18 protein-coding genes are annotated in these 25,491 nt (G+C 58.5%); 13 read left to right on the plus strand and 5 right to left on the minus strand.

Annotated features, from left to right (window positions below):
* The first annotated feature begins 183 nt into the window (after positions 1 to 183).
* The 9 genes from gyrA to ACZ5DH_RS12605 all read left to right on the plus strand — a co-directional run bounded on the left by gyrA (position 184) and on the right by ACZ5DH_RS12605 (position 13,088).
* A complete protein-coding gene (gene gyrA, locus ACZ5DH_RS12565) occupies positions 184 to 2,751 on the plus strand; it encodes a DNA gyrase subunit A (RefSeq protein WP_464256558.1) in 2,568 nt (855 codons plus the stop codon).
* 14 nt (positions 2,752 to 2,765) lie between these two features.
* Positions 2,766 to 3,683, plus strand: a complete 918-nt coding sequence (locus tag ACZ5DH_RS12570; protein ID WP_464254596.1) for a tetratricopeptide repeat protein — start codon at positions 2,766 to 2,768, stop codon at positions 3,681 to 3,683.
* Positions 3,684 to 3,688: 5 nt separating this feature from the next.
* Complete coding sequence (purF, locus tag ACZ5DH_RS12575) at positions 3,689 to 5,095, plus strand: amidophosphoribosyltransferase (RefSeq protein WP_464254597.1); 1,407 nt, start codon at positions 3,689 to 3,691, stop codon at positions 5,093 to 5,095.
* Positions 5,096 to 5,156: 61 nt separating this feature from the next.
* Positions 5,157 to 6,407: a histidine--tRNA ligase gene (hisS, locus tag ACZ5DH_RS12580; RefSeq protein ID WP_464254598.1), complete on the plus strand. Its 1,251-nt coding sequence runs from the start codon at positions 5,157 to 5,159 to the stop codon at positions 6,405 to 6,407.
* 19 nt (positions 6,408 to 6,426) lie between these two features.
* Positions 6,427 to 8,301 carry an aspartate--tRNA ligase gene (aspS, locus tag ACZ5DH_RS12585; protein ID WP_464256559.1) on the plus strand — a complete coding sequence of 625 codons (1,875 nt, stop codon included), beginning with the start codon at positions 6,427 to 6,429 and terminating at the stop codon, positions 8,299 to 8,301.
* Between the two features lie 43 nt (positions 8,302 to 8,344).
* Positions 8,345 to 8,863 carry a peptide deformylase gene (gene def / locus ACZ5DH_RS12590; protein WP_464254599.1) on the plus strand — a complete coding sequence of 173 codons (519 nt, stop codon included), beginning with the start codon at positions 8,345 to 8,347 and terminating at the stop codon, positions 8,861 to 8,863.
* The gene (fmt, locus tag ACZ5DH_RS12595; RefSeq protein WP_464254600.1) at positions 8,836 to 9,849 is read left to right on the plus strand and encodes a methionyl-tRNA formyltransferase; all 1,014 of its coding nucleotides are present in this window, start codon (positions 8,836 to 8,838) and stop codon (positions 9,847 to 9,849) included. The genes def and fmt overlap by 28 nt, the downstream gene beginning before the upstream one ends.
* Before the next feature lie 556 nt (positions 9,850 to 10,405).
* The gene (locus ACZ5DH_RS12600) at positions 10,406 to 11,284 is read left to right on the plus strand and encodes a DUF116 domain-containing protein (protein ID WP_464254601.1); all 879 of its coding nucleotides are present in this window, start codon (positions 10,406 to 10,408) and stop codon (positions 11,282 to 11,284) included.
* Positions 11,277 to 13,088, plus strand: a complete 1,812-nt coding sequence (locus ACZ5DH_RS12605; protein WP_464254602.1) for a transcription antitermination factor NusB — start codon at positions 11,277 to 11,279, stop codon at positions 13,086 to 13,088. The genes ACZ5DH_RS12600 and ACZ5DH_RS12605 overlap by 8 nt, the downstream gene beginning before the upstream one ends.
* Positions 13,089 to 13,590: 502 nt before the next feature.
* Here the strand turns inward: ACZ5DH_RS12605 and ACZ5DH_RS12610 are convergent.
* Positions 13,591 to 14,529: a ParB/RepB/Spo0J family partition protein gene (locus tag ACZ5DH_RS12610; RefSeq protein ID WP_464254603.1), complete on the minus strand. Its 939-nt coding sequence runs from the start codon at positions 14,527 to 14,529 to the stop codon at positions 13,591 to 13,593.
* A 656-nt stretch (positions 14,530 to 15,185) separates the two neighbouring features.
* On the opposite strand from ACZ5DH_RS12610, the gene ACZ5DH_RS12615 reads away from it, so the two are divergent.
* Complete coding sequence (locus ACZ5DH_RS12615) at positions 15,186 to 15,590, plus strand: hypothetical protein (RefSeq protein WP_464254604.1); 405 nt, start codon at positions 15,186 to 15,188, stop codon at positions 15,588 to 15,590.
* Positions 15,591 to 15,770: 180 nt separating this feature from the next.
* On the opposite strand, the gene ACZ5DH_RS12620 is transcribed toward ACZ5DH_RS12615, so the two are convergent.
* On the minus strand, positions 15,771 to 16,556 hold the full coding sequence (locus ACZ5DH_RS12620) for a ParA family protein (protein ID WP_464254605.1): 786 nt from the start codon (positions 16,554 to 16,556) through the stop codon (positions 15,771 to 15,773).
* A gap of 300 nt (positions 16,557 to 16,856) precedes the next feature.
* Between ACZ5DH_RS12620 and ACZ5DH_RS12625 the strand changes: the two genes are divergently transcribed.
* The 3 genes from ACZ5DH_RS12625 (at position 16,857) to ACZ5DH_RS12635 (ending at position 19,490) form a co-directional block, all read left to right on the plus strand.
* Positions 16,857 to 17,255: a sigma-54-dependent transcriptional regulator gene (locus ACZ5DH_RS12625; RefSeq protein WP_464254606.1), complete on the plus strand. Its 399-nt coding sequence runs from the start codon at positions 16,857 to 16,859 to the stop codon at positions 17,253 to 17,255.
* 28 nt (positions 17,256 to 17,283) lie between these two features.
* Positions 17,284 to 18,114, plus strand: a complete 831-nt coding sequence (locus ACZ5DH_RS12630) for a DsbA family protein (RefSeq protein WP_464254607.1) — start codon at positions 17,284 to 17,286, stop codon at positions 18,112 to 18,114.
* A gap of 902 nt (positions 18,115 to 19,016) precedes the next feature.
* Positions 19,017 to 19,490 carry a GNAT family N-acetyltransferase gene (locus ACZ5DH_RS12635; protein ID WP_464254608.1) on the plus strand — a complete coding sequence of 158 codons (474 nt, stop codon included), beginning with the start codon at positions 19,017 to 19,019 and terminating at the stop codon, positions 19,488 to 19,490.
* A gap of 160 nt (positions 19,491 to 19,650) precedes the next feature.
* Here the strand turns inward: ACZ5DH_RS12635 and ACZ5DH_RS12640 are convergent, their stop codons facing one another.
* From ACZ5DH_RS12640 to ACZ5DH_RS12650, 3 genes are all read right to left on the minus strand, one after another.
* Complete coding sequence (locus ACZ5DH_RS12640; RefSeq protein WP_464254609.1) at positions 19,651 to 20,238, minus strand: MerR family transcriptional regulator; 588 nt, start codon at positions 20,236 to 20,238, stop codon at positions 19,651 to 19,653.
* A gap of 462 nt (positions 20,239 to 20,700) precedes the next feature.
* A complete protein-coding gene (locus ACZ5DH_RS12645) occupies positions 20,701 to 21,198 on the minus strand; it encodes a C40 family peptidase (protein WP_464254610.1) in 498 nt (165 codons plus the stop codon).
* A gap of 848 nt (positions 21,199 to 22,046) precedes the next feature.
* Positions 22,047 to 25,490, minus strand: a complete 3,444-nt coding sequence (locus ACZ5DH_RS12650) for a UvrD-helicase domain-containing protein (protein ID WP_464254611.1) — start codon at positions 25,488 to 25,490, stop codon at positions 22,047 to 22,049.
* Position 25,491: the final 1 nt, after the last annotated feature.

The raw sequence follows: 25,491 nt of genomic DNA on the forward strand, positions 1-25,491 counted from the left end.
CTCTTCACCGTATCTTCCGGTAGATTTTTTATTTTTGTTATGGCGCGGGAACATTGACCGGCAGTCGGCGGTTTTTCGCGGCATACCACTTGAAAAGGGGTTTCAGGGGGGCAAGCCCCCGGCCGCCGGAAACGGCGGTTCCCTTGCCCCTCAAAAAACGCAGCGAGGCCCGCAGTGGCAGAAATGCAGCAGCCGCAGATAAGCATAGAAAAAGAACTCCGCAAATCGTATCTGGAGTATTCCCTTTCGGTCATCATCGGGCGTGCCATCCCGGACGCGCGCGACGGCCTGAAGCCCGTGCACAGGCGCATCATGTTCGCCCAGTACGAGCTTGCCAACAACTATAACCGTCCGCACAAAAAGTCCGCCCGCGTCGTCGGTGACGTCATCGGTAAGTATCACCCCCATGGCGATTCTGCCGTGTATGACGCCCTGGTGCGTATGGCGCAGGAATTTTCCATGCGCGATCCGCTGGTGGACGGGCAGGGCAACTTCGGTTCCATTGACGGCGACGCCCCGGCGGCCATGCGTTATACTGAAGTGCGCATGTCAAAGCTGGCCCAGGAATTTCTGGCCGACCTTGACAAAAACACTGTCGATTTTCGCCCCAACTACGATAATACCCTGCAGGAACCTACGGTTATGCCGAGCAAGGTTCCCAACCTGCTGCTCAACGGCAGTTCGGGTATTGCCGTTGGCATGGCCACCAACATTCCGCCCCATAACCTGGGTGAACTGTGCGACGCCCTTCAATTGCTGCTTGATACTCCCCAGTGCAGCATCGACGATCTGATGGAGCATGTGAAAGGGCCGGACTTCCCCACCAGCGGTTTCGTCTACGCGGGCAAAGGGCTGTACGACGCCTATCACACAGGGCGCGGCACGGTGAAAGTCCGTGGCCGCATGGAGATCGAAGACCGCAAGAAGGGTGCGCAGTCCATCGTCATCAGGGAGATTCCCTATGGGCTCAACAAGTCCTCGCTGGTGGAAAAAATCGCGGCCCTGGTCAATGACCGCAAGATAGACGGCATCACCGACCTGCGCGACGAATCTGACCGCAAGGGCATCCGCGTGGTCATTGACCTCAAGCGCGGCACCATTCCGGATATCGTCATCAACGGCCTGTACAAGTTTACCCCGCTGGAAACGAGCTTTGGCATCAATATGATGGCGGTGGTGGACAATCGCCCGCAACTGCTTAATCTCAAGACTGCGCTTACCTGCTTTATTGATCACCGCCGCGAAGTGGTCATTCGCCGCACCCGCTACGATCTTGAAAAAGCCGAGGCCCGCGCCCATATTCTTGAAGGCCTGCGCATCGCCATCGACAATATTGATGAGGTGGTGGCCCTTATTCGCGCGTCCGCCAATCCGGAGGAAGCCCGCGCCGCCCTCATGAAGCGTTTCGAGTTTTCAGAGCTTCAGGCCAAGGCCATTCTTGAAATGCGCCTGCAACGCCTCACGGGCCTGCAGCGCGAAGAACTTATGGCCGAATACAAGGATCTTTTGCAGAAGATCGAGTTCTACCGCTCCATTCTCGAAAATGCAGAGGTGCTGCGCAGCGAGCTCAGGCGCGAAATCCGCGAAATCCGCGAAACCTTCGTGACGCCGCGCCGCACCGAAGTGCTGCGTGAGGCCTTGACGGACATTGATATCGAAGACCTTATTCCTGATGAGGAAGTGGTCATCACCCTGTCGCGTCGCGGCTACATGAAGCGCACCGGGCTTGAAAACTATCAGCAGCAGAAGCGCGGCGGCAAGGGTATTGCCGCCCTGCACACCTCTGATGACGACTATGTGCAGGAATTTTTGACCACGACCAACCACCAGTACCTCTGCCTCTTCACCAACAAGGGCCGCATGCACCAGCTCAAGGTGCACCAGGTGCCCGAAGGCAGCCGTACGGCCAAGGGCGTGCACATCAACAACCTGCTGCCGCTTGAGGAAAACGAGTGGGTCACCACAGTGCTGGCCCTGCGTGAATTCGCTGAGGACAAGTATTTCCTCTTTGTCACCAGGCGCGGCATGGTCAAGCGTTCCTCGGCCTCGCTGTATGCCCGGTGCCGCAAAACCGGTCTCATGGCCGTGGGCCTGCGCGAGGACGACGAACTGGTGGTGGTGCGTCCCATCCGTGAAGACAGCCACATAGTGCTGGCCACGGCCGACGGCATTGCCATCCGCTTCTCTTGCAGGGATGTACGGCCCATGGGTCGCGTGGCCACCGGCGTCAAGGGCATAGCCCTGCGCAGGCAGGACTTTGTGGTTGCCGGCGTTATTGTGAAAGAAACGGACCAGACCACAGAGATCATGTCCATTTCCGCCAATGGCTACGGCAAGCGCACCAGTGTTGATCTGTACCGCCTGCAGTCGCGCGGCGGCAAGGGCATTATCAACTTCAAGGTCACGGGCAAAACCGGGCCAGTGGTTGGGGCCATGCCCGTGCGCGACAATGACGGCCTGATCCTGTTGACCTCGGCCAACAAGATCGTGCGCATCAGCGTGGACGAAGTACGCACCAAGGGACGCGCCACCATGGGCGTCATGCTGGTGCGGCTGGATGAAGGCGGCCATGTTGTGGGCTTTGACCGTGTGGACGAAGGCGGGCAGACCGGCCGCGACCTTGATGAAGAACTGGACGATATGCCGCCCGTTGCGGCGGTGGAAGGCGCGCAGGCCCCTGCGGGGGATGCCGCTGACGCAGCCGGGGATGAAGCGTCGAGCCAGCGGGACGAGCCGGAAGATGACGCCTGATAAGGTCTTGCGGCATGTTTTTCACTGTTGAAAAACAGGGGTGTGGGGGGGCCGTTGCGCCCCCCCCGTCGCCGCCGGGCGCTCGGGGGCAGCTTGCGGCGTTTACAGGGCAGGGTGGCGCATGGCGGCCCCGTGCGCGCGGTTTTACCGTGTGCCTGCTCTGGTGCCTGTGTTTCTGGCTTGTGGGCTGTGACGGCCCCGCCCTGAAAGGCGACGACCTTTCACAGGCGCGGGAGGCTGTTTCGCAAAGGCAGTGGTCGCTTGCCGAAAGGCTGCTTGAGCGGTATCTGCGTGAATCGCAGGACAGTCAGGACGCCGACAGCAGGTGGGAGGCATGGCAGCAGCTGCTTGTGGTGGTCAACGCCGCCGGGCAGGAGCCGCGCGCGAGCCTTGAGTACCTTGAAACCATGCAGGAAGAGTATATGGACGACGACGCCCGCAGCGCCGTCATCCTGAAGCGTATGGCTGAAGTGAACGAAGGCCTGCACCGCTATGAGCGCGCCGTGGACATGTGGAACGCCTATATAGGTCTTGGCGGGCTGAGCCCGCAGCAGGTGCTTGAAGGGTACAGGCGTCTGGCGGCCATGCAGTTCAGCCTGCGGCGCTTTGACGCCGGCGAGGACACCCTGCAGCAATGTCTGGCTCTGCCCCTGCCGGACCACGACAAGATCATGTGCATGTATGATCTGGCTGACCAGAACATGGCCAGAGAACGCTGGCAGGAAGTGGCCGACCTTTCGCAGCAGATTCTGGACAGTGATCCTGACCAGAATGTACGGGGCCTTGCCGGGTATCTGCTGGCGGACGCCCTGGAGCAACTGGGCAAGAACAGTGAAGCATTGAAGCAATTTGAACTGGCGCGCGACGCATACCCAAATCCGTCGGTCATTGACAATCGCATTGCGCATCTGCGCAAAAAACAGAAGAAGTAAGGCTCATGATTAAGCACGAATGCGGTGTTTTCGGCATTTATGACCATGACGAGGCTGCTCGTCTGGCCTACTTCGGACTTTACGCCCAGCAGCACCGGGGGCAGGAAAGCGCGGGTATAGTCACCTTTGGCGCTGACGGTGTGCACGAGCACAAGGGCATGGGTCTTGTGCCCGACGTGTTTACCGAATCCAGCCTGCAAAAGCTTACGGGCCGCAACGCGGTGGGGCATGTGCGCTATTCCACCACGGGCAGTTCTTCTGCCGGCAACGCCCAGCCCTTTCTGACCACCTACAAGGGCAGGGCCATTGCGCTGGCCCATAACGGCAACCTCGTCAATGCCGGGCAACTGCGCGAAGACCTTGAAAACGAAGGCGCCATTTTTTCCACCAGCAATGATACGGAAGTGTTCATGCATCTGCTGGTGCGCGCCCTGCGTCACAACGACCTGCCGGGAGCCGTCAAGGAAGCCTGCTACAGGGTGCGTGGCGCGTACTGCCTGCTGGTCATGATGGACGGCATCCTCGTGGCCGTGCGTGATCCCCACGGCTTCCATCCGCTGGCTCTGGGCCGCATGAACGGCAGCACCGTCTTTGCTTCCGAAACCTGCGCGTTCGACCTGCTGGAGGCGGAGTTTGTCCGCTCCGTGGCGCCGGGTGAAGTGGTGGTGGTTGATGGCGATAATAACGTGCGCAGTGAGAGCCTTATTCAGCCCATGCCCGAAAAGCCCGCCCAGTGCATTTTCGAGCTGGTGTATTTCGCCAGGCCCGACTCCTATGTGTTTGACGAGCAGGTCTACCTGTGCCGCAAAAAAATGGGCTGCAATCTGGCCAATGAATCCACGCCGGACGTGGATTTCGTCATGCCTTTTCCCGATTCCGGCATCTATCCCGCCCTGGGCTTTGCCCAGTGTTCGGGCCTGCCGTACGAGCATGCCATGATACGCAACCACTATGTGGGGCGCACCTTTATCCAGCCGTCGCAGAGCATGCGCAGCTTCGGCGTGCGGGTGAAGATCAACCCCGTGCGCGAGATGATTGAAGGCAAGCGCATCTGCATCATTGACGACAGCATCGTGCGTGGCACCACCATGATGACCCGCGTAAAAAAGCTGCGCGAGCTTGGCGCCAGGGAAGTGCACATCCGCATTTCGTCCCCGCCGGTCATCTCGCCGTGTTATTACGGCATTGACTTTTCTTCGCGGGGCGAGCTCATCGCCGCCCAGCACGATCTGGCGGAAATAACGCGCAAGCTGGATGTGGATTCGCTGCACTACCTCAGTATCGAAGGGCTGCTTGGTTCCGTGGCGCAGCCGCAGAATTACTGCATGGCCTGCTTCACAGGAAACTATCCCGTGCCCTGTGAGGACTGTGGCGGCAAGTTTAAGCTTGAAGGCTCCTGCGGTTCACGCTAATTTCTGGCCCCCGGCCAGGAGGCCGAATAAGCGCCCGACACAGGGCACATTTGAGGAAGACATGAGCATTGCACGCATCAAGGGTTTCGCGGACATGTTTCCGCCGGACAGCGAAATATTCACCCGTATGGAAAATACCGCACGGGATGTTTTCAGCCGGTACGGCTTTGTGGAATTGCGCACGCCCATTGTGGAATTTACCGAGCTTTTTCAGCGCTCCATTGGTGAAGAAACCGATGTGGTGCAAAAAGAAATGTATACCTTTCCCGACCGCAAGGGCCGGTCGCTGACCCTGCGTCCCGAGGCCACGGCGGGCGTCATGCGCGCCTATATTGAAAGCGGCCTCGCCAACAGGGAAGCGGTAAGCCGCCTCTTCACCACCGGGCCCATGTTCCGCTATGAGCGCCCGCAAAAGGGGCGCATGCGGCAGTTCCACCAGATCAACTGCGAATGCCTTGGTTCGCACAGCCCCTATGCCGATGCCGACCTTATCAGCATGCTGCTGCGCTTTCTGGACGCCCTGGGCCTCACTGACCTGACCCTCAAGGTCAACTCCCTCGGCTGCGCCGAATGCCGCCCCAAGTTCAAGGAGGCCCTGCTGGGCTACCTGCAAACTGTGGACAGCGCCGCCCTTTGCCCGGACTGCGCCCGCAGGGTGAACACCAATCCCCTGCGCGTGCTCGACTGCAAGCAGCCCGGCTGCCGCGCCATCACTGACGCCGCACCCAGGCTGCTCGACTATAACTGCCCGGATTGCCGCGCCCACTTTGACACGGCGCTTGAACTCCTCGACGCCGAAAACCTGGCCTATGAGCTTGATCACAGGCTGGTGCGCGGGCTGGACTACTATTGCCGTACCACCTTTGAGGTGGTAAGCGGCAGCATTGGCGCGCAGGCCGCTGTTGCCGGCGGCGGCCGTTATGACGGCCTTGTGAAGAGCCTTGGCGGCCCCGACGCTCCCGGCGTGGGCTTTGCCGCGGGCATGGAGCGTCTGGCCCTCATGATGGGCGCTGGCGCGGCACATCCCGCGGATTTCTATCTTGTGGCCATGGACGCCCAAAGCAGAACCCAGGGCTACGCTCTGGCCCAGAATCTGCGCAAGGCAGGCCTCAGGGGTGAAATGAATTTCAGCGAGGGGGGCTTTAAAAGTCTCATGCGCCAGGCTGGCAAGTCCGGCGCGCGCTACTGCCTTATCATGGGGCCGGATGAAGCGGCCCGGAACACTGTGGTCATAAAAAATCTGGAAAGCGGAGAGCAGACAGCCGTTCCGCAGTCTGAAGCACTACACTTTTTGCAAACGGGAACCAACTAACATGACTCAAGAAAGCCAGATGGCGGAACAGACGCCCGCGCAGGGGCAGGACGTACAGCAGGAGCATCAGAAGTACATCGCCGACCTTGGTCAGTGGCGCCGCACCCACAACTGCGGAGAACTGACCCTTGCCAATGACGGGCAGGATGTCTGCATCATGGGCTGGGTACAGTACCGGCGCGACCATGGCGGCCTTATCTTTGTGGATCTTCGTGACCGCATGGGCCTTACCCAGGTGGTCTTCAGCCCTGACGCGGCCCCCAAAGCGCACGAAAACGCGCACATCCTGCGCTCGGAATACGTGCTTGCCATCAAGGGCACGGTACGTCCGCGCCCCGAGGGCATGATCAATCCCAATATGGTCACGGGCCAGATCGAAGTGGTGGCCACCGAATGGAAGTTGCTCAACACCTCCAAGACCCCGCCCTTCGCCATTGAAGACCGCTGCGACGCCGGTGAAAACCTGCGCCTGACCTGGCGGTATCTTGACCTGCGCCGCCCGCGCATGCAGGCCAATCTGCGCCTGCGTCACAAGGTGGCCCAGTGCGTGCGCCGCTATCTGGACGACAACAGCTTTGTGGAGGTGGAAACCCCCATCCTCACCAAGTCCACGCCCGAAGGCGCGCGTGACTTTCTGGTGCCCAGCCGTCTGAATTCCGGCGAATTCTACGCCTTGCCGCAGTCGCCCCAGCTCTTCAAGCAGCTGCTCATGGTGGCCGGCATGGACCGTTACTTCCAGATCGTGCGCTGCTTCCGTGACGAAGACCTGCGCGCCGACCGCCAGCCCGAGTTCACCCAGGTGGACATAGAAATGAGCTTTGCGGACGAAGAAACGGTCATGGGCATGGCCGAAGGCCTTATGGCCCGCGTGTTCAAGGACGTCATGGGCAAGGATATTGCGCTGCCCTTCCCCCGCATGCCCTGGGACGAGGCCATGGCCCGCTACGGCGTGGACAAGCCCGATACCCGCTTTGGCCTTGAACTCGTCAACATTACCGACATTGTGCGCGGTTCCGGCTTCAAGCTTTTTGCCACCGCGCCCCTGGTCAAGGGCATGAAGGTTCCCGGCGGCGAAGGCATGACCCGCAAGGAAATCGACGCCTTTACCGAATTTGTCAAAATCTACGGCGCTCAGGGTCTGGCCTGGATCAAGATCAAGGCCGACGAGTGGCAGTCGCCCATCGCCAAGTTCCTTTCCGACGAGGAACGCAAGGGCATTGCCGAAGCCCTGGACCTCAAGGTGGGCGATATCGTGTTCTTCCAGGCTGGCGAGCCGGGCATGGTCAACGCGGCGCTGGGCAATTTGCGCGTGCATCTGGCCCAGCACCTCAAGCTCATTCCCGAGGACAGCTTCAACTTCCTCTGGGTTACGGACTTTCCGCTGTTTGAATACAATGATGAAGAAAAGCGCTATGTTGCCTGCCACCATCCCTTCACGGCTCCGGCGCCCGGACATATGGAGATCATGACCACTGATCCGGCCCGGGCACGCGCGCGCGCCTATGATATGGTGCTCAACGGCAGTGAAGTGGGGGGCGGTTCCATCCGCATCCATTCGGGCGAGGTGCAACGCCGCATGTTTGAAGCCCTTGGCTTTACGCCCGAGCAGGCCGAAAGCCAGTTCGGCTTCCTCATTCAGGCTCTGGAGCAGGGCGCTCCGCCGCACGGCGGCCTTGCCTTCGGTCTTGACCGTCTTATCATGTTGTTGGCTGGCGCAAGCAGCATCCGCGACGTTATCGCCTTCCCCAAAACGCAAAAAGCCACCTGCCTCATGACGGACGCTCCCGCGCCCGTGGCTGCCAAGCAGCTGCGTGAACTGGGTCTGCGCCTGCGTGAGCAGCCGGGCGAAAAGGCCAGGACCGACAATCCCGGCCAAGAGGCAAAGGCGGAATAATGAACGCCTGCCCCGGCCTTCCGCCGGGGCTCAAGGAAGAAATATGATTCTTGATATTGTTACCTATCCTGACCCGCGCCTCAAAGAGGTGTGCGAGCCTGTAGGCGAAGTGACGGATGAAATCCGTCAGCTTGCCGCGGATATGCTCGAAACCATGTATGAAGCGCCCGGCGTGGGGCTTGCCGCCCCGCAGGTGGGCCGCAATATCCGCATGCTTGTGATGGACCCCACCGTGCAGAAGGATGAGAGAAACCCCAGGGTGCTCATCAATCCCGTGCTCACGCTTTCTGGCGAGGAAGTGGTGAGCGAGCAGGAGGGGTGCCTTTCCGTGCCCATGAACTACCGGGCGGACGTAAAGCGTATGAGCAAGGTGCATCTGAGCGCCCGGGATCTCGACGGCAATGTTATTGAGGAAGATCTTGAAGAGTTTCCCGCCATTGTCATGCAGCACGAGTATGACCATCTGGACGGCGTCCTGTTTATTGACAGGATCAGCCGCCTGCGGCGCAGTCTGTATGACAGCAAGGTAAAAAAATGGCTCAAGAAAAAGACTGCCGAATAGTCTTTATGGGCACGCCGGACTTTGCGGCCGCCAGCCTTAAAAAGCTGGCGGCCTGGCCGCGCGCCCGGATTGTGGCTGTGTACACGCAGCCAGACCGTCCGGCAGGGCGCGGCCACAAGCTTGCCATGTCGGCCGTAAAAAAACTGGCGCTTGAGCTGGGCATCCCCGTGTACCAGCCTGCCAGCCTTAAAGGCGCTGAGGCGCAGGCAGAGCTTGCGGCCCTCAGGCCCGATGTGCTGGCCGTGGCCGCCTACGGCCTGATCCTGCCTGATGCCGTGCTGGCCATGCCACGGCTTGCGCCTGTTAACGTGCATGCCTCCGTGCTGCCCATGCTGCGCGGTGCGGCGCCCATCCAGAGGGCGGTTATGGACGGCTGGCAGCCGGAATCCCGTGCGGGCATCTCCATCATGCGCATTGGCAGCAGGCTTGATGCAGGGCCTGTCTACGCCATGAACGATATGCTCATTGGCGAGCATACTTCCGGCACGCTGCACGACGCCCTGGCCGAAATGGGCGCTGATCTGCTGGTCAGGGTGCTGGATGACATGCTTGAGGGCAGGGCCGTGGCCGTGGAGCAGGATGAAAGCCTTGCCACGCATGCCGCCAAGCTTGGCAAGCGTGACGGCTTTGTGGACTGGGCGCGTACGGCGGCGCAGGTTCATGCGCAGATTCGCGGCGTTACGCCCAAGCCCGGCGCACGTACCGTACTGCATCTTGCTGCGGCTGATGGTTTTACCGCCCAGATTCTGCCGCTGATTGTTTCACCTGGAACAGTGGGAGGGGCCACGGCGGGTGAAGAACCCGGCACCCTGCGCCATGACAGCCGGGGGCTTGGCGTTGCCTGCGCAGACCGCTGGTATTTGCTCGGCATGGTGCGACCCGAAGGCCGCAAGGACATGCCCGTGCGCGACCTGCTCAACGGCGGCCTCAAGAACCTGCCGGAAGGATTATGCGGTCACGCCCGACAACCCGAAGAGCCCGCGTAGGGCAGGCTTGGCCTGAAATTTTTGTGTGGAGGGATACTTTGCGAAAGGGTCCCTCTTTCTTGTTTTGGAGCGGTTTGGTTTGGGAATGTCGATGCGCCATGGCGGATGCCGCAGGTGTCCGCAGCGGCGACGGCACGAGTGGACTCAGGCAGCACCCTTGGGGTGACACTTGTGGAGCAGAGCCTTTGCAGTGTCCGATCAATTTTGGGGTTGGTTCAAGGTTTGCTGTTCCGAAGTATGTTTCTGTTTCAACCAGTGCAAGTCGCTGCCGACCCGAAGCGGAATTTTGGGGAGCGGCGAACGGGCAGGTGTTTCTTGCGACGGAGATCTTTCGTCAGGTACGCCTTGAACCGCCGACGGCGCACAACGTTCTGTGCTGATTGCTCTGCGAGCGGCCATTTTGGGCCTGTTTTTTTTCTTTTTTGCACCATGGCTTGGGGCTGATCCCTTTGTTGCGCACAAGCCGCCTGAGGCGTAAAATCGGGCATACGCCCTTTTCGCATTATATCAGGATGTTTTTTCTTTCTTGACGTTTGGCCTGACCTCATGAGGCTTCATGAAACTGCGTAAATCTCCCTTTTCTCTTCCTCCCGATCAGTATGGGGGAGCGCGCAAGCGCACCTTCATCGGACTCATGCTGGCATCGTGCGTTGTTCTCTGTCTGGGGCTGGCCGTTTTTCTTATCTTGCCCTGGTCTGACGCCCTGAACGGCGTGGTCTGGCTTGAGCGGCTGAGCCTTGTCGTGGGTCTTGTGTGCATCACCGCCCTCATGTGGCTTTGCCTGATGCTGGTGTTTCATATTTATACCGGCAAGGCTCTGCCCGGTGCTGGCAGTGTGCGCCATGTGACCATACGTCTGTTTTTTCCCCTTATGGAGTTGCTTGCCAAATTTGTGGGCATTGACCGGGGCAGGGTGCGGCGCAGTTTCATCAAGGTGAACAACGAACTTGTGCTTTCGCGTCGCAGGCCAGTGGAGCCGCACAAGCTGCTGCTGCTTTTGCCGCATTGCGTGCAGCGCTCTGCCTGTCCGCACAGGCTGGTTCATAATGCGGATTTGTGCCTTCGCTGCGGCGGATGTCCGGTTGGCGCGCTGCTTGACCTGCGGGACAAGTACGGCATCAGATTCGCTATCGCCACAGGCGGCACCATAGCCCGCCGCATTGTGGTGCAGACCCGGCCTGACTGCATCATAGCTGTCGCCTGCGAACGTGACCTTACCTCCGGCATACAGGACAGCTACCCCCTGCCCGTTTTTGGCGTGCTCAACAGCCGCCCTAACGGTCCTTGTCTTGATACTCTTGTGCCCATGGATGCGCTTGAGGATGTCATTCGCCTCTTTCTCGGTCTCAGTGACAGCCTGACTCCGCAACCCTCGCTGTTGAAAAAAATGTCGTCGGGCCACGCCGCGATGACTGAGAGGGCAGGGCATGAGTAAGTCGTCAAAGTCGGGTGGCCTCAAGTTGCGAGGCTTGCCGCTCAATGGACGCACCGCGGCTCTACGGGCGTTGCTGCTGGTGGATCAGGGCATGAGCGCCCAGCAGGCTCTTGCTGCCGTGCTTGATGCGCCTGTGCCCCGTTACGACGGTTTTCGCCATCAGAACACGCCTCAGGGCAGACATCACGCCGGGCGCCACACCGGGTGCCATACCGGGGATCAGGGCGAGCATCGGCGGCCTGAAAATCAGGCGGGTGGATATCTCGAAGGCGCACAGGCAGGCGCGCTTGCCAGCGTTTCCGCCAACGCCGTGACCCGTGAATCCAGCAGTCTACCCTCCGGGGCGTCCACAGGGGCATGGTCCGGTGCAGCCCTGTCGGGGCAGGACAAGGCGCTCTGCACGGAACTTGTGTATGGCTGCCTGCGTACCGAGATCCGGCTGCGCTTTATCCTGTCCACCGTGCTGTCCAAACCGCTGGGGCTGCCGCCCGCCATGCTCACAGTCCTGGCTCTTGCCGTGTATGGTCTGCTGTTTCAGGACAAGGTTCCGGCGCACGCTGTCATTCATGAGGCTGTGGATCAGGTGCGCCGCCTTTTTGGTCAGGGTCTGGCCCGTGTCGCCAATGGCGCATTGCGCTCATTGCAGCGGATGGGGCAGGAGCCTCTTGAACTTGCCTTTTATCTTACAAAGGCCAAGGGCAAAAAGGCGCTGGCGCACGGTGCGGACAAGGACGGTTTTTTGGGCCAATGTATTTTTTATTCCGTACCCTTGTGGATAGGTACTCTGTGGCGTGACGCCTACGGTGAAGAAGCCGTGCTGGCGCTGATGCGCCGTGCCTTTGAAAGGCCGTACTCCGCATTGCGGATTAATCCTGCGTATCCAGGCGCGGATGCACTGTACGCGGCCCTGTCTTCTGGTGAAGAACCTTCGACCGCGTGCCTGCTTTCCCTTTCAGAGGCGGAACATCCTCGTTCCTGTGAAACGAGCGGCGTTGCTTCTTTGCAGCCCCAGAGTGCTTTGATGCAACCTGCAATTATTCATCAACACGCTGAAAATAAAGATATATCTTCGTCTTCTTCCGGTGCGGCCTCTGCGTCTGCCCTTGTTGCCGGCAAGTCCGTTCCCGTCAGGATAGGGCGTTGGGGGCTGGCCTTTGCGCCAGGGCAAATGCCCCGCGCTGTGCTTGGGCATGAGTTGCGCCACTGGCAGGCTCTTGGCGCTTTGAGCTGGCAATCCGCAGGATCGCAAACGGCTCTGCTTGAGCTTGGTCTGGACACCTGGCGCGAACCCGTGTGGGACGCCTGCGCCGGGCACGGCGGCAAGAGCATGGCCCTGATGGAGTGGGGTGTGCCTGTGGTGCTGTGCACTGACCGTTCCGCCGCACGGTTGCGCGGCCTGCCGGGGCAGTGCGCGGTCTTGAACCTGCCGGGCCCGGTCTGTTGCCTGGCCGACGCTGCGCGACCTCCTGTACGTACATGGCCTGGCCATATCCTCGTGGATGCGCCCTGTTCCGGCCTTGGGGTTCTGGCCCGCAGGCCCGACATCCGCAGGCGTGAACCGCAACATCTTGCTGAACTTGAAGGGTTGCAACGGGCCATACTCGGCACGCTTGCCGGTTATTTGCAACCGGGCAGGGAACTTGCCTACATAACGTGCACGCTTGACCCGGCTGAAAATGAACAGGCAGTGGCCTGGTTGCTGAAATCACACAAGAATTTACGTATGGTGCGGCAGTGGCAGACAAACCATACGCATGCCTGGCTGGAAGGCATGTACGGTGCCGTGTTGCGTAATGAGGGTTGATTTTACGTGCGTGAGGCTTACGTAAGGTCACGTTGAAATGCTTTGTGGGGGAGGGACCCTTTTGCAAAAGGGTCTCCTCCCCCACGCCCCCACCCCCTAAAATCTTTATTTGTATTTAGAGCAATTTAACTTTTAAATTGCTCTGACGGCTGCCTGAGCGGACGTTCGCTACGGAGGTGTAAGCGCAGTTTATCTGCGCGGTTAAACGCCGAAGTGAGCGTGCCTTAAACTTTGAGAATGTATATCCTCAAAGTTTTCATTCAGCCGAAAAATGCGATTTTTCGTGCAGCGTTAGAGCATTTACACTTTTTCAAAGTGAAAATGCTCTAAAGGCAACACGCCGGTTCGCAATGCGGACCGGCGTGTTGCCTTATATTTTTGCGTCGTTGCCCGTGACGGCGGCGTTCATGCCAATAGTGATTCAGCGGCGATGGGTGCGCGTTGCGATTTTCTTCGGCGGAATGGCTGCGCTTTGTCCCAGGACGCAGCACAGGCTGCGGCGTTATTCCGCTGCCTGTTCGCCATCGAGGGCAAGACCAAATTTTTCAAGAAGTACGGTGAGTTCTTCCTTGCTGCTGTAATTCAGGGCAATGCGCCCGGCGTTTTCGTCGCCGCTGATTTTTGCGGGGCAGCCCAGGGCAGTGCTCAGGCTTTTTTGCATGGTTTTGAAAGCAGGGCTCTTTTTGCGCGAAATTCTTTGGTTTGCCTGTTTGGGGCCCTGCTTTTCTTCGTGCTGCGCTTCCTGCCAGGGCAGGGTGGAGTGCCCCCTCCAGAATGCGGCCGCCTCCTCAGCTTCGCGCACCGTCATGTTGTGACTCTGGATGCGCAGGCGCAATGCTTCTGCCGCGTCCTGCGCGTCAATGCCCAGCAGGCAGCGGGCGTGTCCCGCGCTTATACGACCCGCCTGCAGGTCATCCCTGGCGGCGGCGCTCAGTTGCAAAAGGCGCAAAGCATTGGCCACAGCCGGACGGCTTTTGCCAAGGCGTGCGGCAAGTTCCTCCTGCGTGAGCTCTAGGGCCTCGCGTAAGGCTTGCAGCGCTTCAGCCTCTTCAATGGGGTTGAGATCCTCGCGCTGAAGGTTTTCAATAAGCGCGGCGGCCATTACCTCTTTGTCGCTCAACTGTCTGATGTACACGGGCACCTGTGCGAGCCCGGCTATCTGCGCAGCCCGCCAGCGCCGTTCGCCCGCAACGATCTGGTAAGACTCGCCGCCGGGGAGGGGGCGCACAAGCAGGGGTTGGATGATCCCCTGAGTCTTGATGGAGGCCGCCAGTTCGCGCAACGCTTCCTCGTCAAAATGCCTGCGGGGCTGACCAGGATTGGGCTTCAGGGCTGTGAGGGGGAGGGTGGATGTTGCGGTTTCCTGCTGCTGTTGTTGCGGTTCTGATCCGCTGAAAAGCGCGTCCAGTCCTCTACCCAGTCCCTTCTTGTTGCCGCTCATAGTGTCACCTCATATGTTCGTGCGCCCGGTTTCGCGGGTGCTGTACTCGCACTCAGAAAAGCCACAATAACTGTTGTCCGCAACAGCAGGGCTTTTGACCATCAAAAAACCGTATTGTGTTTGCAGTTGATCAGCGCATCCGGTCGCCTTATGGTTGTTCCTCCCCGAAAGGGGAGTGCATGCCGGGATTTTCTCAGTACTCCGTTGCGTTTTGGCCTTGCCGCGCCCGGTTTCGCCGTGCAGTGAGACGTCACCGGGTTGCCGATGCGCGGGTTGCGGCTTTGCGCTGATCGACCCGGCACATGTGGGCATACTCGTGCGCCACGGGCGTTGCCCTATTGCCTTACTCCGTTGGCCACTGTAGTCGCGCTGTCCGCGCAGGCCAGGGGCTGCACTACCTTGCCCCTGCACGTCATGCGGTCTGCGCGCCCCCGCGCTACATTTGGATCGCTTGCGGTTTGCGCTGCGCATGCCCATTTGTTGCAGCCTTTTATGCATAGTCGCCTTGACAAGGCGGTCTGTGCGCGTCACGGTGCAGGCACCCGGCCCTGCAAATCTTCCGGTGGCCGGACGCGCCTGATGCACCCGCTGGCCGGCAATGATTTTACCTCAAAAATTTCTGCTTGATGCTGTTCACAAGCACAAAGGACATGCCAATGTTTGATCATCCCGAACTACGCTATCTTACTGACGCCAAGGGCAATATTGAAGCAGTGCAGCTTTCGCTGAAGCTTTGGCAACTGATCGAGCCCAAGGTTGCCGAACAACTGAAAGCCAGTGAAGCGCCGACCCCGTTGGTTCAGGCCGAGGGGCCGCTGAAAAGCTTTGAGCAGCTGCAGCAGTTCTGGGACTTCAAGTACCCGTATTCACCCGCGGTGGACTGCCCTTATTGCGGTGCAAAAACCGCTGACTGGCGTGCAGATTCCGCGCAGCCCTTTATTCTGACCAACGCCAATATTGGTGGTCTTCTTGTCTTCCTTTGTAAGGGCTGCGGCACAACTGTCAGGCAGAAACACTTTCGTGACCATGTTGCGGTCGAGCACAGCACCCCAAAGGGGTAGGGCGCGATCTTCGTCAGGGCGCGATCTTTTACGTTCTTGCATGCCGGCCGCGCGTGCCCTGACCTGAACGGTTCTCGCATGGCCCGGCTGACGTGCCAAGCTGGCGAGCCGGGCATGCGTCGTGCTTTTGTCCGCCAGTTTGTCGACAAGCTGGCGGGGCACGCAAAAAGTCACCACCAGCTATTGCAGAACGGACTTTTTAGAAGGGCGGCGCAGCACCACTTCTTTTGCAAGACCAAGGTACGCTTCGGCACCCTTGGATTTGATGTCATAGTGAATGATGGACTTGCCGTGACTCGGCGCTTCCGAGAGGCGTACATTGCGTGGGACGACCGTTTCAAAAAGATGGTCGGGGAAGCAGCGGCGGACCTCGTTTTTCACTTCCCGTGTGAGCCTGTTGCGGGTGTCATACATGGTCAATACCACGCCCAGAAGTGAAAGTTCGGGGTTAAGCCTCTTTTTCACCTGTTCATACGTCTGCAAAAGTTTGACTATACCCTCCAGGGCAAAAAATTCGCACTGAAGTGGAATAAGCAGTTCGCGGGACGCGCACAATGCGTTCAACGTTAAAAGGCCCAAAGACGGAGGGCAGTCAAGTATTATATATTCATAGTCTTTTTGTACAGATTTGAGGCATTCATTAAGGTAGAACTCGCGGGCCATCTTGTCCACCAGCTCCAGTTCAACGGCCACCAGATTGGTGCTCGCGGGCAAAATATCCAAAAAGGGCGAACGGCTTTTTGCTATGTTTTGGCGTACCTGTTCAGGTTCATAAAAGGTATTGTACAGGTCGCCGTGCAGTTGGTCCTGTTGCAGGCCAATGCCGCTCGTGCTGTTGGCCTGTGGGTCACAGTCCACCAGCAGCACTTTTTTTTCCATAACGGCCAGGGCCGCGGATAGATTGATTGCCGTGGTGGTTTTTCCCACGCCGCCTTTTTGGTTGGCAATGGATATTATGCGAGCCATTGATGCCTCCCGCCCGAATGGGCAGTGGTGTGATTTTGCTGTTCGCCCAATGCAATGACCTGAAAAGAGAGTCGCGCATTTCAGATTTTTTAACGTTTCACATGAAACATTCATGAAAATTTTAAGGCGGCGCACTTTGATGGTTGTAAAAGAGAGTACTGGCAGCGTCAAGTTGTAAAAAAATATTGTGCCAAATTGTAAAAAAATTAAGAAAATGCAAACATGTCTATTGCTCGTGCCACCTGTTAAGAGCTAAAATATACGTGCATGTAAAGAAAGACTTTATTTGGTGGAGCTCGTATGGGGTCAAAAAAAATCCTTCTGGTTGACGATGAAGATGAAGTGACACGCATTCTGGCAAAACGCCTGGGCCGCAGAGGGTATGAGTGCACAACGGCAGCTAACGGTCAGCTGGCGCTGGATGCCATGCAACAGGAAGCGTACAGCGTTGTCATAATGGATGTAAAAATGCCGGTTATGGATGGAATGAGCGCCTTGCAAAAAATCCATCAGCATTGGCCTGCAACCCCGGTTATTCTGCTTTCCGGCCACGCCGATATGCAGTTGGCGGTGCAGGCCATGAGTGAGGGGGCTTTTGGCTACCTCATGAAGCCAGTTGACCTTGAAGAACTGCTTTTTAAAATTGAAGATGCCGCCACCCAGCGACGCCTCGAGGCGGAGCAGGGGCGCGTAAACTGATTCGTCCCAAGGGGTAAGGAATTTTAGTATGAGCATTTGGAAAAAAACAGGTTTGGTTGCCCTTGTGGGGCTTGTGGTTTTTGGTGGTCTTTTTGCCTGCTCGCCTTGTCGGGCAGAAGCCGCGTCAGTGCAGGTCACTGATGAAAATCTTGCGCAAATGCTGGAAAAGCTGTTGCAGGAACGCCCTGATCTTGTGATGGACGTGTTGCGCAAAAACAGCGAGGCAGTGCTGGACATAGCGCAGCAGGGCTCCAATATGCGCAGACAGCGCAGCCTTGAGGCGCAGTGGAACCAGGAGATGAAGACCCCAAAGTCGGTCAAGCTCGAGGGCCGGCCTGTGCTGGGCCCCAAAAACGCCAAGGTGCGCATCGTGGCGTTTTCAGATTTTACCTGCCACTTTTGCCAGCAGGCTTCTGGTACGGTGAGCGCCATTTTGAAGGAATATGGCAAGGACGTGAACCTCGTGTTCAAGAACCTGCCTCTGGATGACAAAGGCCCGGCCAGTATCGCGTCAAAGTATTTTCTCGCCATCGCACAGCAGAGCGAAGAAAAAGCCTGGAAGTTTCATGACGCCCTGTTTGCCGGACGCGACAAACTTGTGACCGATGGCGAGGCTTTTTTGAAAACCACTGCCCAGGACCTTGGCGTGGACATGAAGCGGCTTGCCAAGGACGTGCACAGCAAAAAAGTGGCTGACATCATGAACGAAGATCAGCAGGACGCGCAAAAGCTCGGAGTGGAAGGCACGCCGTATTTTCTCGTCAATGATCTTGTGGTGCGTGGTGCGTTGCCGCCGGACCTCTTCAAGAAGGCCATTGATATGGCCAAGGCCAAGGCCGAGGGCAATTCAGTCAAATAGCGGTCAGTTGCCAAGAATAGTCAAAGGCTCCACATCATCCGGTGTGGAGCCTTTGTTATGCGCATGTGTATGTGGTGTTGCGGGATCTGCGTGAACTGTTTTCCGGATGCCTGATGGCTGACATCTGAATTTGACACATGCGGATGGCATCTGATGCCTGGCCCTAGAGCAGGTTAACTTTGAAATGTCTCACATTTTAAAGTTTTCATTCAGCTGAAAAATGCGATTCGCGGTAGCCGTTAGCGGGCCTTTGCCGCTTACGGATAATCAATGCTGTCTTTGCGTCACAACGGCTAAAGCTCGGCTGAATCCACGCCACGTTGTGGCGCGCTGCACCTTCGTGCAGCGTTAGAGCATTTACATTTTTTCAAAGTTAAAATGCTCTAATGCCCGATGTCTGATGCGCAAGGGCATGAGGCGCGTGGAACGTGCCAGATAATTTGCTCTGGCAGGTAGGAGGCAGTCAGGGGCGCGGGCGTAGAGTCTGCACTGATTAAAAAACAGGCATTCAAAATGTCCCTTTTGGGGGGCAGGTAAGCTCCCGTGGGTAATCCTGAACAAGCCAACGCCGTTTCAGGCCAGGGGGAGGAAGGCCGCCAAGGACAGGGAGTCCTTACTGTGGCATGTGGAGCGGCCTTGGATTATGCTTTGATATGGAGCTCAGGTGGGTACGCCCGGCCTTATTTTTCGGATGTTGCCAGCAGCAGAACAAATTCCGGATTGTGCTTCGCAGGTGTCCGGGGCGGCGTCCGCCGATGACAGCGGGCGTGTATGCCCCATCTGGCTGCGTGCCGCCGCGAGCCTTTTGGCAACGAGCAGGTATAACCAGATATAACTCATTCGCTCGTGATCCTTGATTTGGCTATGAACAAAATGACAAATCACATGAAAAGAGACATCACATGAAAATTCTTCCTGCCGAGGCCGGGGATCTGCCGGCCATTCTTGCCCTGCAGAAAATTGCGTTTGAGAGTGAAGCCCGGCTTGTGGGCAATTATGAAATTCCACCCATGACGCAAACACTTGCTGACCTTGAGCAGGAATTTTCTGGCCTCGTCATGCTCAAGGCGGTAATGGATGATGGTGAGATTGTGGGATCGGTGCGGGCCAAAATCGAAAAAGGTACTGCCCATGTCGGGCGGCTGATGGTCAAGCCGGGGCTTCAGAGGCAGGGTATTGGCTCGCGATTGCTTGCCGCCATTGAAAAAGCGTGTGCGCAAAACCGCCATGAACTGTTCACAAGCGTAAAAAGCCATCGCAATGTGGCTTTGTATGAAAAAGCCGGGTATCGCGCTTTTAAGGAGGCAGAGGTTATGCCCGGTGTGCGGCTTGTCTGGCTGGAAAAGAAGGAGGAGTTTGAAAAGGTCGAGGATTGAAAAGAGAGATTGCGTTGTTGCCGCATGCGCTCGAGGGGAATCCGGCTGTTGCGTATTTATCCTGAGTGAAAGAGCAGGTTGCGGCGCAATGGCGCAGGCAAGCAGCGATTGCGTTGTATAGGGGAAGCAGCGTGGGTGGGAGAGGGCGATGCGGCAGGAGTCAGCCTTCGGAGCCAGCGGCGGCGCTTTTACTGCGGATCATGCGGCCCATCCATTGTCGCAACTGCTCAAGGTCGGCCTGTTGCGTTTTTTCAGATGAGTGCAACAGAAGGCGCAAGGTATCAAGCTCCTGGCGCAATTCTGCATTTTGAACATCGTTGGCGGGCTGCGCAGAACCAGCAGGCAGCCGCTCCACAACCAGATGCAGCAATTGCGCAATCCCTTCCAGAGCGGCGGTTTGACGTTCCATCAACTGCAATGCCGCTGAAGGAAAAAAGTCCTGCGTGGGGGCCTGCACGGCCTGAATTGGCTGATGGTCGGTAAAGGTCAGCGCATTGCGGGGAAAGCGCGCAAGCAGGGCGTCCTCAACGGCAGCGGCCGTGCGCGATTTCTGCATCTGTTCCAGAATGGCGGCTATGACGTCCAGCGTTTCGCGGCGGTAGCGCCGCCGCCTGCCGTCGCCCACACTGGGTATGAAGGGCGCAAAGCGCTTGCAGTAATAGCGGGTGGTCGATTCAGGCAGGGAAAAATGGCGGGATATGTCCGCAATGCTTAACAGGCTTTCGCCAATGGCTGTTTTGCGCGCCATGTGTCCTCCCGGCGGCAGCGTGACGCTGAGATCATGTTGCGATGTTGCCTGGCGTGCGCGATCAGAAGAGCAAGGTGGCAGTAATGCCAGGGAAGGGCAGGTTATATCCGCAACAAGGAAGTTACGCTGCGCATTTCCTCACGAGTTACGTTAAAACAATAATAATGGCAAGCAAGAAACAAATAAATGCCAACGCTATTGGGACGAAATCAGCAACACCGTTGCACAGCCTGACTTGCAGACCACCTGACAACACCTGGGTATGATACCAAAGATATTGCCGCATCACGGATGCGAAAGTGCCAGTGAAATTATTGCTTCTTAATTTAATATGCTGAATTTAAATAATAAATTATGTGTATGGCCGCAACAAAAAACCGCATTGCCATCGTGGCAACGCGGCTGATTCAGAAAAACGGGCAACATCAGGTGGTTCAGCCCGTTTCAGCAGGGGGATACGGCTCAGCGCACGACACGGCGGACAGCAATAAGTTTGCTGCTCCAGTAGGGGATGTCCATGCTTTCCATACGCACCTTTTCGCCTCTGCGCGGGCTGTGAATAAAGTTGTTGCCGCCGGCGTAAATGCCGGTATGCAGGCCGCGCGGGCTTGAGCCAGTGCGAAACACCACAATATCGCCTGGGCGGACCTGGTTTTTTGGCACGGCATACCCGGCGCTGGCCTGATCAACCGTAATGCGTGGAACCTTGTAGCCGTTTTGCTTGTACACCCACCAGATCAGGCCTGAGCAGTCGAAGCCCTTTTGCGGCGAAGCGCCTCCAGAACGGTACTTCTTGCCCATTTGGGCATAGGCAGTGCGCACCACCTTGTGCGCGTCCTCCGGCATGGGGCCGTCATCCACCGGGCGCGAGAGTCCGCAGCCAGCCAGCAGCAAAAGACTGGCCAAAGCCAGCAGGGCCAGGGGGCTGACGCGTAGTGATGGTGTTGATGTCCGTTCCATGACAAGCCTCATACACATAACTTGCTGGCGGTTCAGGCAAATTTTTGTGTATCCGCAATATTTCGCAACTGGGGCAAATTATTCAATTCTACCAGACAGTAAGCATAATGCATGCCAATAGGATCAGATTGTAAAAAATATCGAAAAAACAGCAGGTAGAGATTCTTTAGAAAAATAAAAATGACAACACTCCGGCTATACTAGCAAAACCGTCTGAATTTCGACGGTTCCAATTGGACACGATTTCCCCGCCCGGCACACTGTAAGTTTGCCCGGATAACCTGATCAGTTCATCCGGACAGGCTGAATGAAGTGGGCATACGCAAAAAGGTATGCTCACGCAAGAAAACTGGCAACGTATCTGCAAATATAACAGGATGGTATGAGTTTTTGCGCCCACACCCGCCTTTGGGCGGAAAGCCGCCTGCGCAGAGCAGAAGTTCAAAAGGTGTTGGAGCAAAAAGCTGTTAGAGCATTTTACCTTTGAAAAAATGTGGATGGTCTAACGCTGCACAAAAGTGCAGCGCGCCACAACGCGGCGTGGATTCAGCCGAAAAATGCGATTTTCGGCTGAATGAAAACTTTGAAATGTGAAGTATTTCAAAGTTAACCTGCTCCAGATGGTGCGGTGCCAGAAAGACGCTGTTTTTGAAGCCCCTGCCTGGAGCCAGAAAACATATTGCCCCACACAACCGGGCAATAAAGGTTTTAGGGGGAGGAGGCGTGGGGGAGGAGACCCTTTTGCAAAAGGGTCCCTCACCCACAAGGTAATTCAAAAAAGCATTGTTCCACCTGCAGGGTGCCACTGCACCATTCCCCACTGCGCCATACCACTCTGCACCTTGATATCACTCTTTTCGGTCCGGCTCCGGCAGCAGGGAAAGGGGACGCGCCTGTGTCTGCGTGTGGGCCGCAAGGGCGCTCTGGCGGCAGAACTGCCGTATCTGCCCAAGAAAAGGCGAGGGCGGCAGGGCAAGGCTTTTGCCGTACAGTGTGCGCCTGGCGCTGTGGCTTACAAAAAGCGCGCGCGCGGCCCGTGTCAGGGCGACGTACAGCAGGCGGCGTTCTTCATCTTCATCCGCTTGCTGCGCAGAAGGCGTCTGTTCGCCGGACGCCGCATTGCCGTTGGTTCCGGCACCGAACAGGCGATCTTTGCGCAAGGGCAAAAGGCCGTCTTCAAGACCAGGCAGAAATACGGCCTGAAACTCGAGGCCCTTGGAGGCGTGCATGGTCATGATCTGCACATGCTCGGCCTTGCCGCGAACCATTTCCGCTTCCTGAAGCCAGCCAAGGTGGGCCAGAAATTCCGGCCAGTTGCCATGCGTTTTCCAGATACGCTTGAGGTCACGCCAGGCGCGGCCTGCCACAAAGGGGTCGCCAGCCCAGGGTTGTTGTCTGAGCCAGGGTTCCAGAGCTTCGGGTGCGGGCAGTGAAGATCCGGCAACAAAGGGGCCTGCGGACAGTGCAGCCCCCTCGGCCATGCCTGCCGTACCAGACGCGCCAGCCTCGACAGTGGAAATAGAAGTATCTGCCGTACCGACCGGTGCAGCGGCCTGGTTTTCCTGCGGTTCGCTCGCGCCAGCAAGGCTTTGCGCCAGTGGTTCGAATCCGCTGTGAGCCGCGGCCAGAGCCAGCAGCCGCGCGCAGGCCGTATCCTGCCAGAAAGCGTCTTCAGCCGGAGCGGCGCAGGGAATGCCCGCCTGTTCAAGCGCAGCCCGCAAGGGTGGAATCTGTGCCCGCAGACGTACCAGCACGGCAATGTCGCCAGGAGCGAGGGTGCCGTCCAGTTCATGCGCCTCAGCGCTGCTCAGGTGCTGGTCAAGCAGGGTGTGGGCCGTCGCGCCGAGCAGGGCCTGCACGCGGCGGGTAATCCAGCGAAGCTCGGCCTGCTGGTCCGGGGCCGAAAAAAGACGCAACTGGGCGCTGAGTTGCCGCGCTGCCGTGAGCGGCCCGCACTGCCCCTTGTGGTGCAGCAGGCTGCGCGCCATGTTCAGCACGTCCTGACTGGAGCGAAAACTGCGGCCAAGACAAAACACCGCCAACTCCGGCCAGACGGCACGCAGGCTGCTTTCGCTTTGCCCTGATACGCCACGGAAGCCGTAGATGGCCTGATCAGGATCGCCAATGCCAAAAAAGCCCCTGCCGTCACTGGGCAGCAAGCGCCGGATAATCGCAAGCTGTACGGGTGAGAGATCCTGCACCTCGTCCACAAGCACGTGCTGCGGCATCTGCTCAGAGGGCAGATCAGCCAGATGTTCCAGCCACCAGTCAAGAAGGTCAGCATAGTCAACGTAGAGCAGGCCGGGGCGCTCAGATTTGCGCCGGGCATACAGAACCGCTGCCTGGGCGACAGCCGGGTCGTCCAGTGGGCGCAGGCATTCGCGCGCCAGGGCCAGCTGACGCCAGAGTTCTGACGCCTGACGAACGGCAAGCTGGGGATTGGCCGCCCTGAATACCTGCTGAGCAGCGTCGTCGCCCAGCAACATGCATTCACGCCCCTGCGCCTGCATGACCGCGCGCATGCGGCCCCAGGCAATGCCGTGCATGGTGTCGCAGCAGGGCAGGTCGTGCATATGGGGCAGGGCGGCGGCAAGGCGCTGCCGCATTTCATTGGCCGCGCGCCGTGTGAACGTTACCGCGAGCAGCCTGTGGGGCGGGATGCCCTGATCCAGCAAATGCTGCATACGGCCAATGAGCACGCGCGTTTTGCCCGCGCCAGGGCCGGCCTGCACAAGCACCGGACCGGGGCCAGCCGTGAGGGCGGCCTGCTGCTCCTCACTGAAGCCGACGGAAGCCCGCTGTGCGGTCTGTTTTTCATCCTTCTTGGCCATACCCTGCGAGGGCCGTTCTTTCATGAGATCCAGCATGGAGACAGAAGACGCCTTTTTCTGGCGTACCTTGACGTCAGCCGCTGTGATTGCGTCGGCCGCAGCGCCGGAAGCCTTGCGCGGCCTGCCCAGTTTGAGTCCCGGCAAAGCCCCGCGCCCCGCGCCCCGGATGTCGGCCTGCTCTTCGGGCGTGAACACGCGCACAACGCCGTACTCGCCGTCATAGCCGCCCTGGCGGAAAACCTGACCGCGCCGCATGCGGGCCACGGCTTCGCCCAGAGGTTCCCAATGGGCGCGCACCTCAGCTTCGGGCATGCGGCAGAGGATATCCAGTTCCGGCCCAAGCTCGCGCAGCAGTCTGCCGTATCGTTCCTGAACCTTGCGCGACGTAACGCCAGCGCCCACAATTTCGCCCACCACCTCGGCCAGGGGAATGAGCGGGCGCGCTTCGGGTTCCAGAGCCAGGCGCGCGGGTTCCTCCCTGTCGGCCAGCTCCCATACGCGGTGCAGAACGCCCACTGTCAGGGGTTTGCCGCAAACAGGGCAGATGTTGCCAAGCGCGCGTGACTCGCGCGGCTCAAGCACCACATTGCAGGCGCGGTGCCCGTCCAGGTGGTACTTGCCTTCGTCCGGGTAGAATTCCATAGTGCCGAGAAACCGGCAGTCGAGACTGTCCTGCGGCTGACGGCGCGCCGCCGCCCGCAGGGCCGCGAACATGCCCGTATAGGAGGGCCGCCCGTCAAAAAGATTGGCTTCACGGCCCAGGTTGGCTCCCGAATGTGCGTCGGAGTTGGATACGAGCGCGTAGGCGTCAAGCTGGCTCACAAGGCGGTTCATCTCAGGATCGGAGGAAAGGCCGGTTTCGAGGGCGAAAATGTGCTCCGAAAGGTCGCCATAGCAGTCGGTCAAACGGTCAAAGCCGGATTTGGAGCCAAAAAGCGCGAACCAGGGGGTCCACACGTGGGCCGGAATCATGACGGCGTCCTCGGCGCATTCCAGCATGATTTCAAGCAGGTCGCGCGAATCGAGGCCAAGAATGGGCCGCCCGTCAGAATGCAGGTTGCCTATCTGTTCAAGGCGCTGCGAAAGTTTTGCCGCGTCCTCCAGAGTGCGCATAAAGATAAGGTTGTGCACCTTGCGCACCTTGCCGTGGCGCTTGTAAATGGAGCTGATCTCTGTCTGGAGCATAAAGAGCGGGCCTTGCGCATCGCCTTCCTGCATGGCGCCCCCGGCCATGACGTCAAGCTGCTCCGGTTCGCCCTTGAGGCGGTACAGGCCGCTGGCTTCATCAAGCTCAAGCTGCTCGGCAAGTTCGGCGCGCCATTGCGGATGGGTAAAGTCGCCCGTGCCCAGGACGCCTATGCCCTTGCAGCGCGCCCATGCGGCCAGATGGCGGGCGTTGAGCGCCTTGCTGGTGGCGCGGGAAAAACGGGAATGGATATGCAGGTCGGCTATGAAGTTCATA

It is taken from the genome of Desulfovibrio simplex (genome assembly GCF_055387835.1).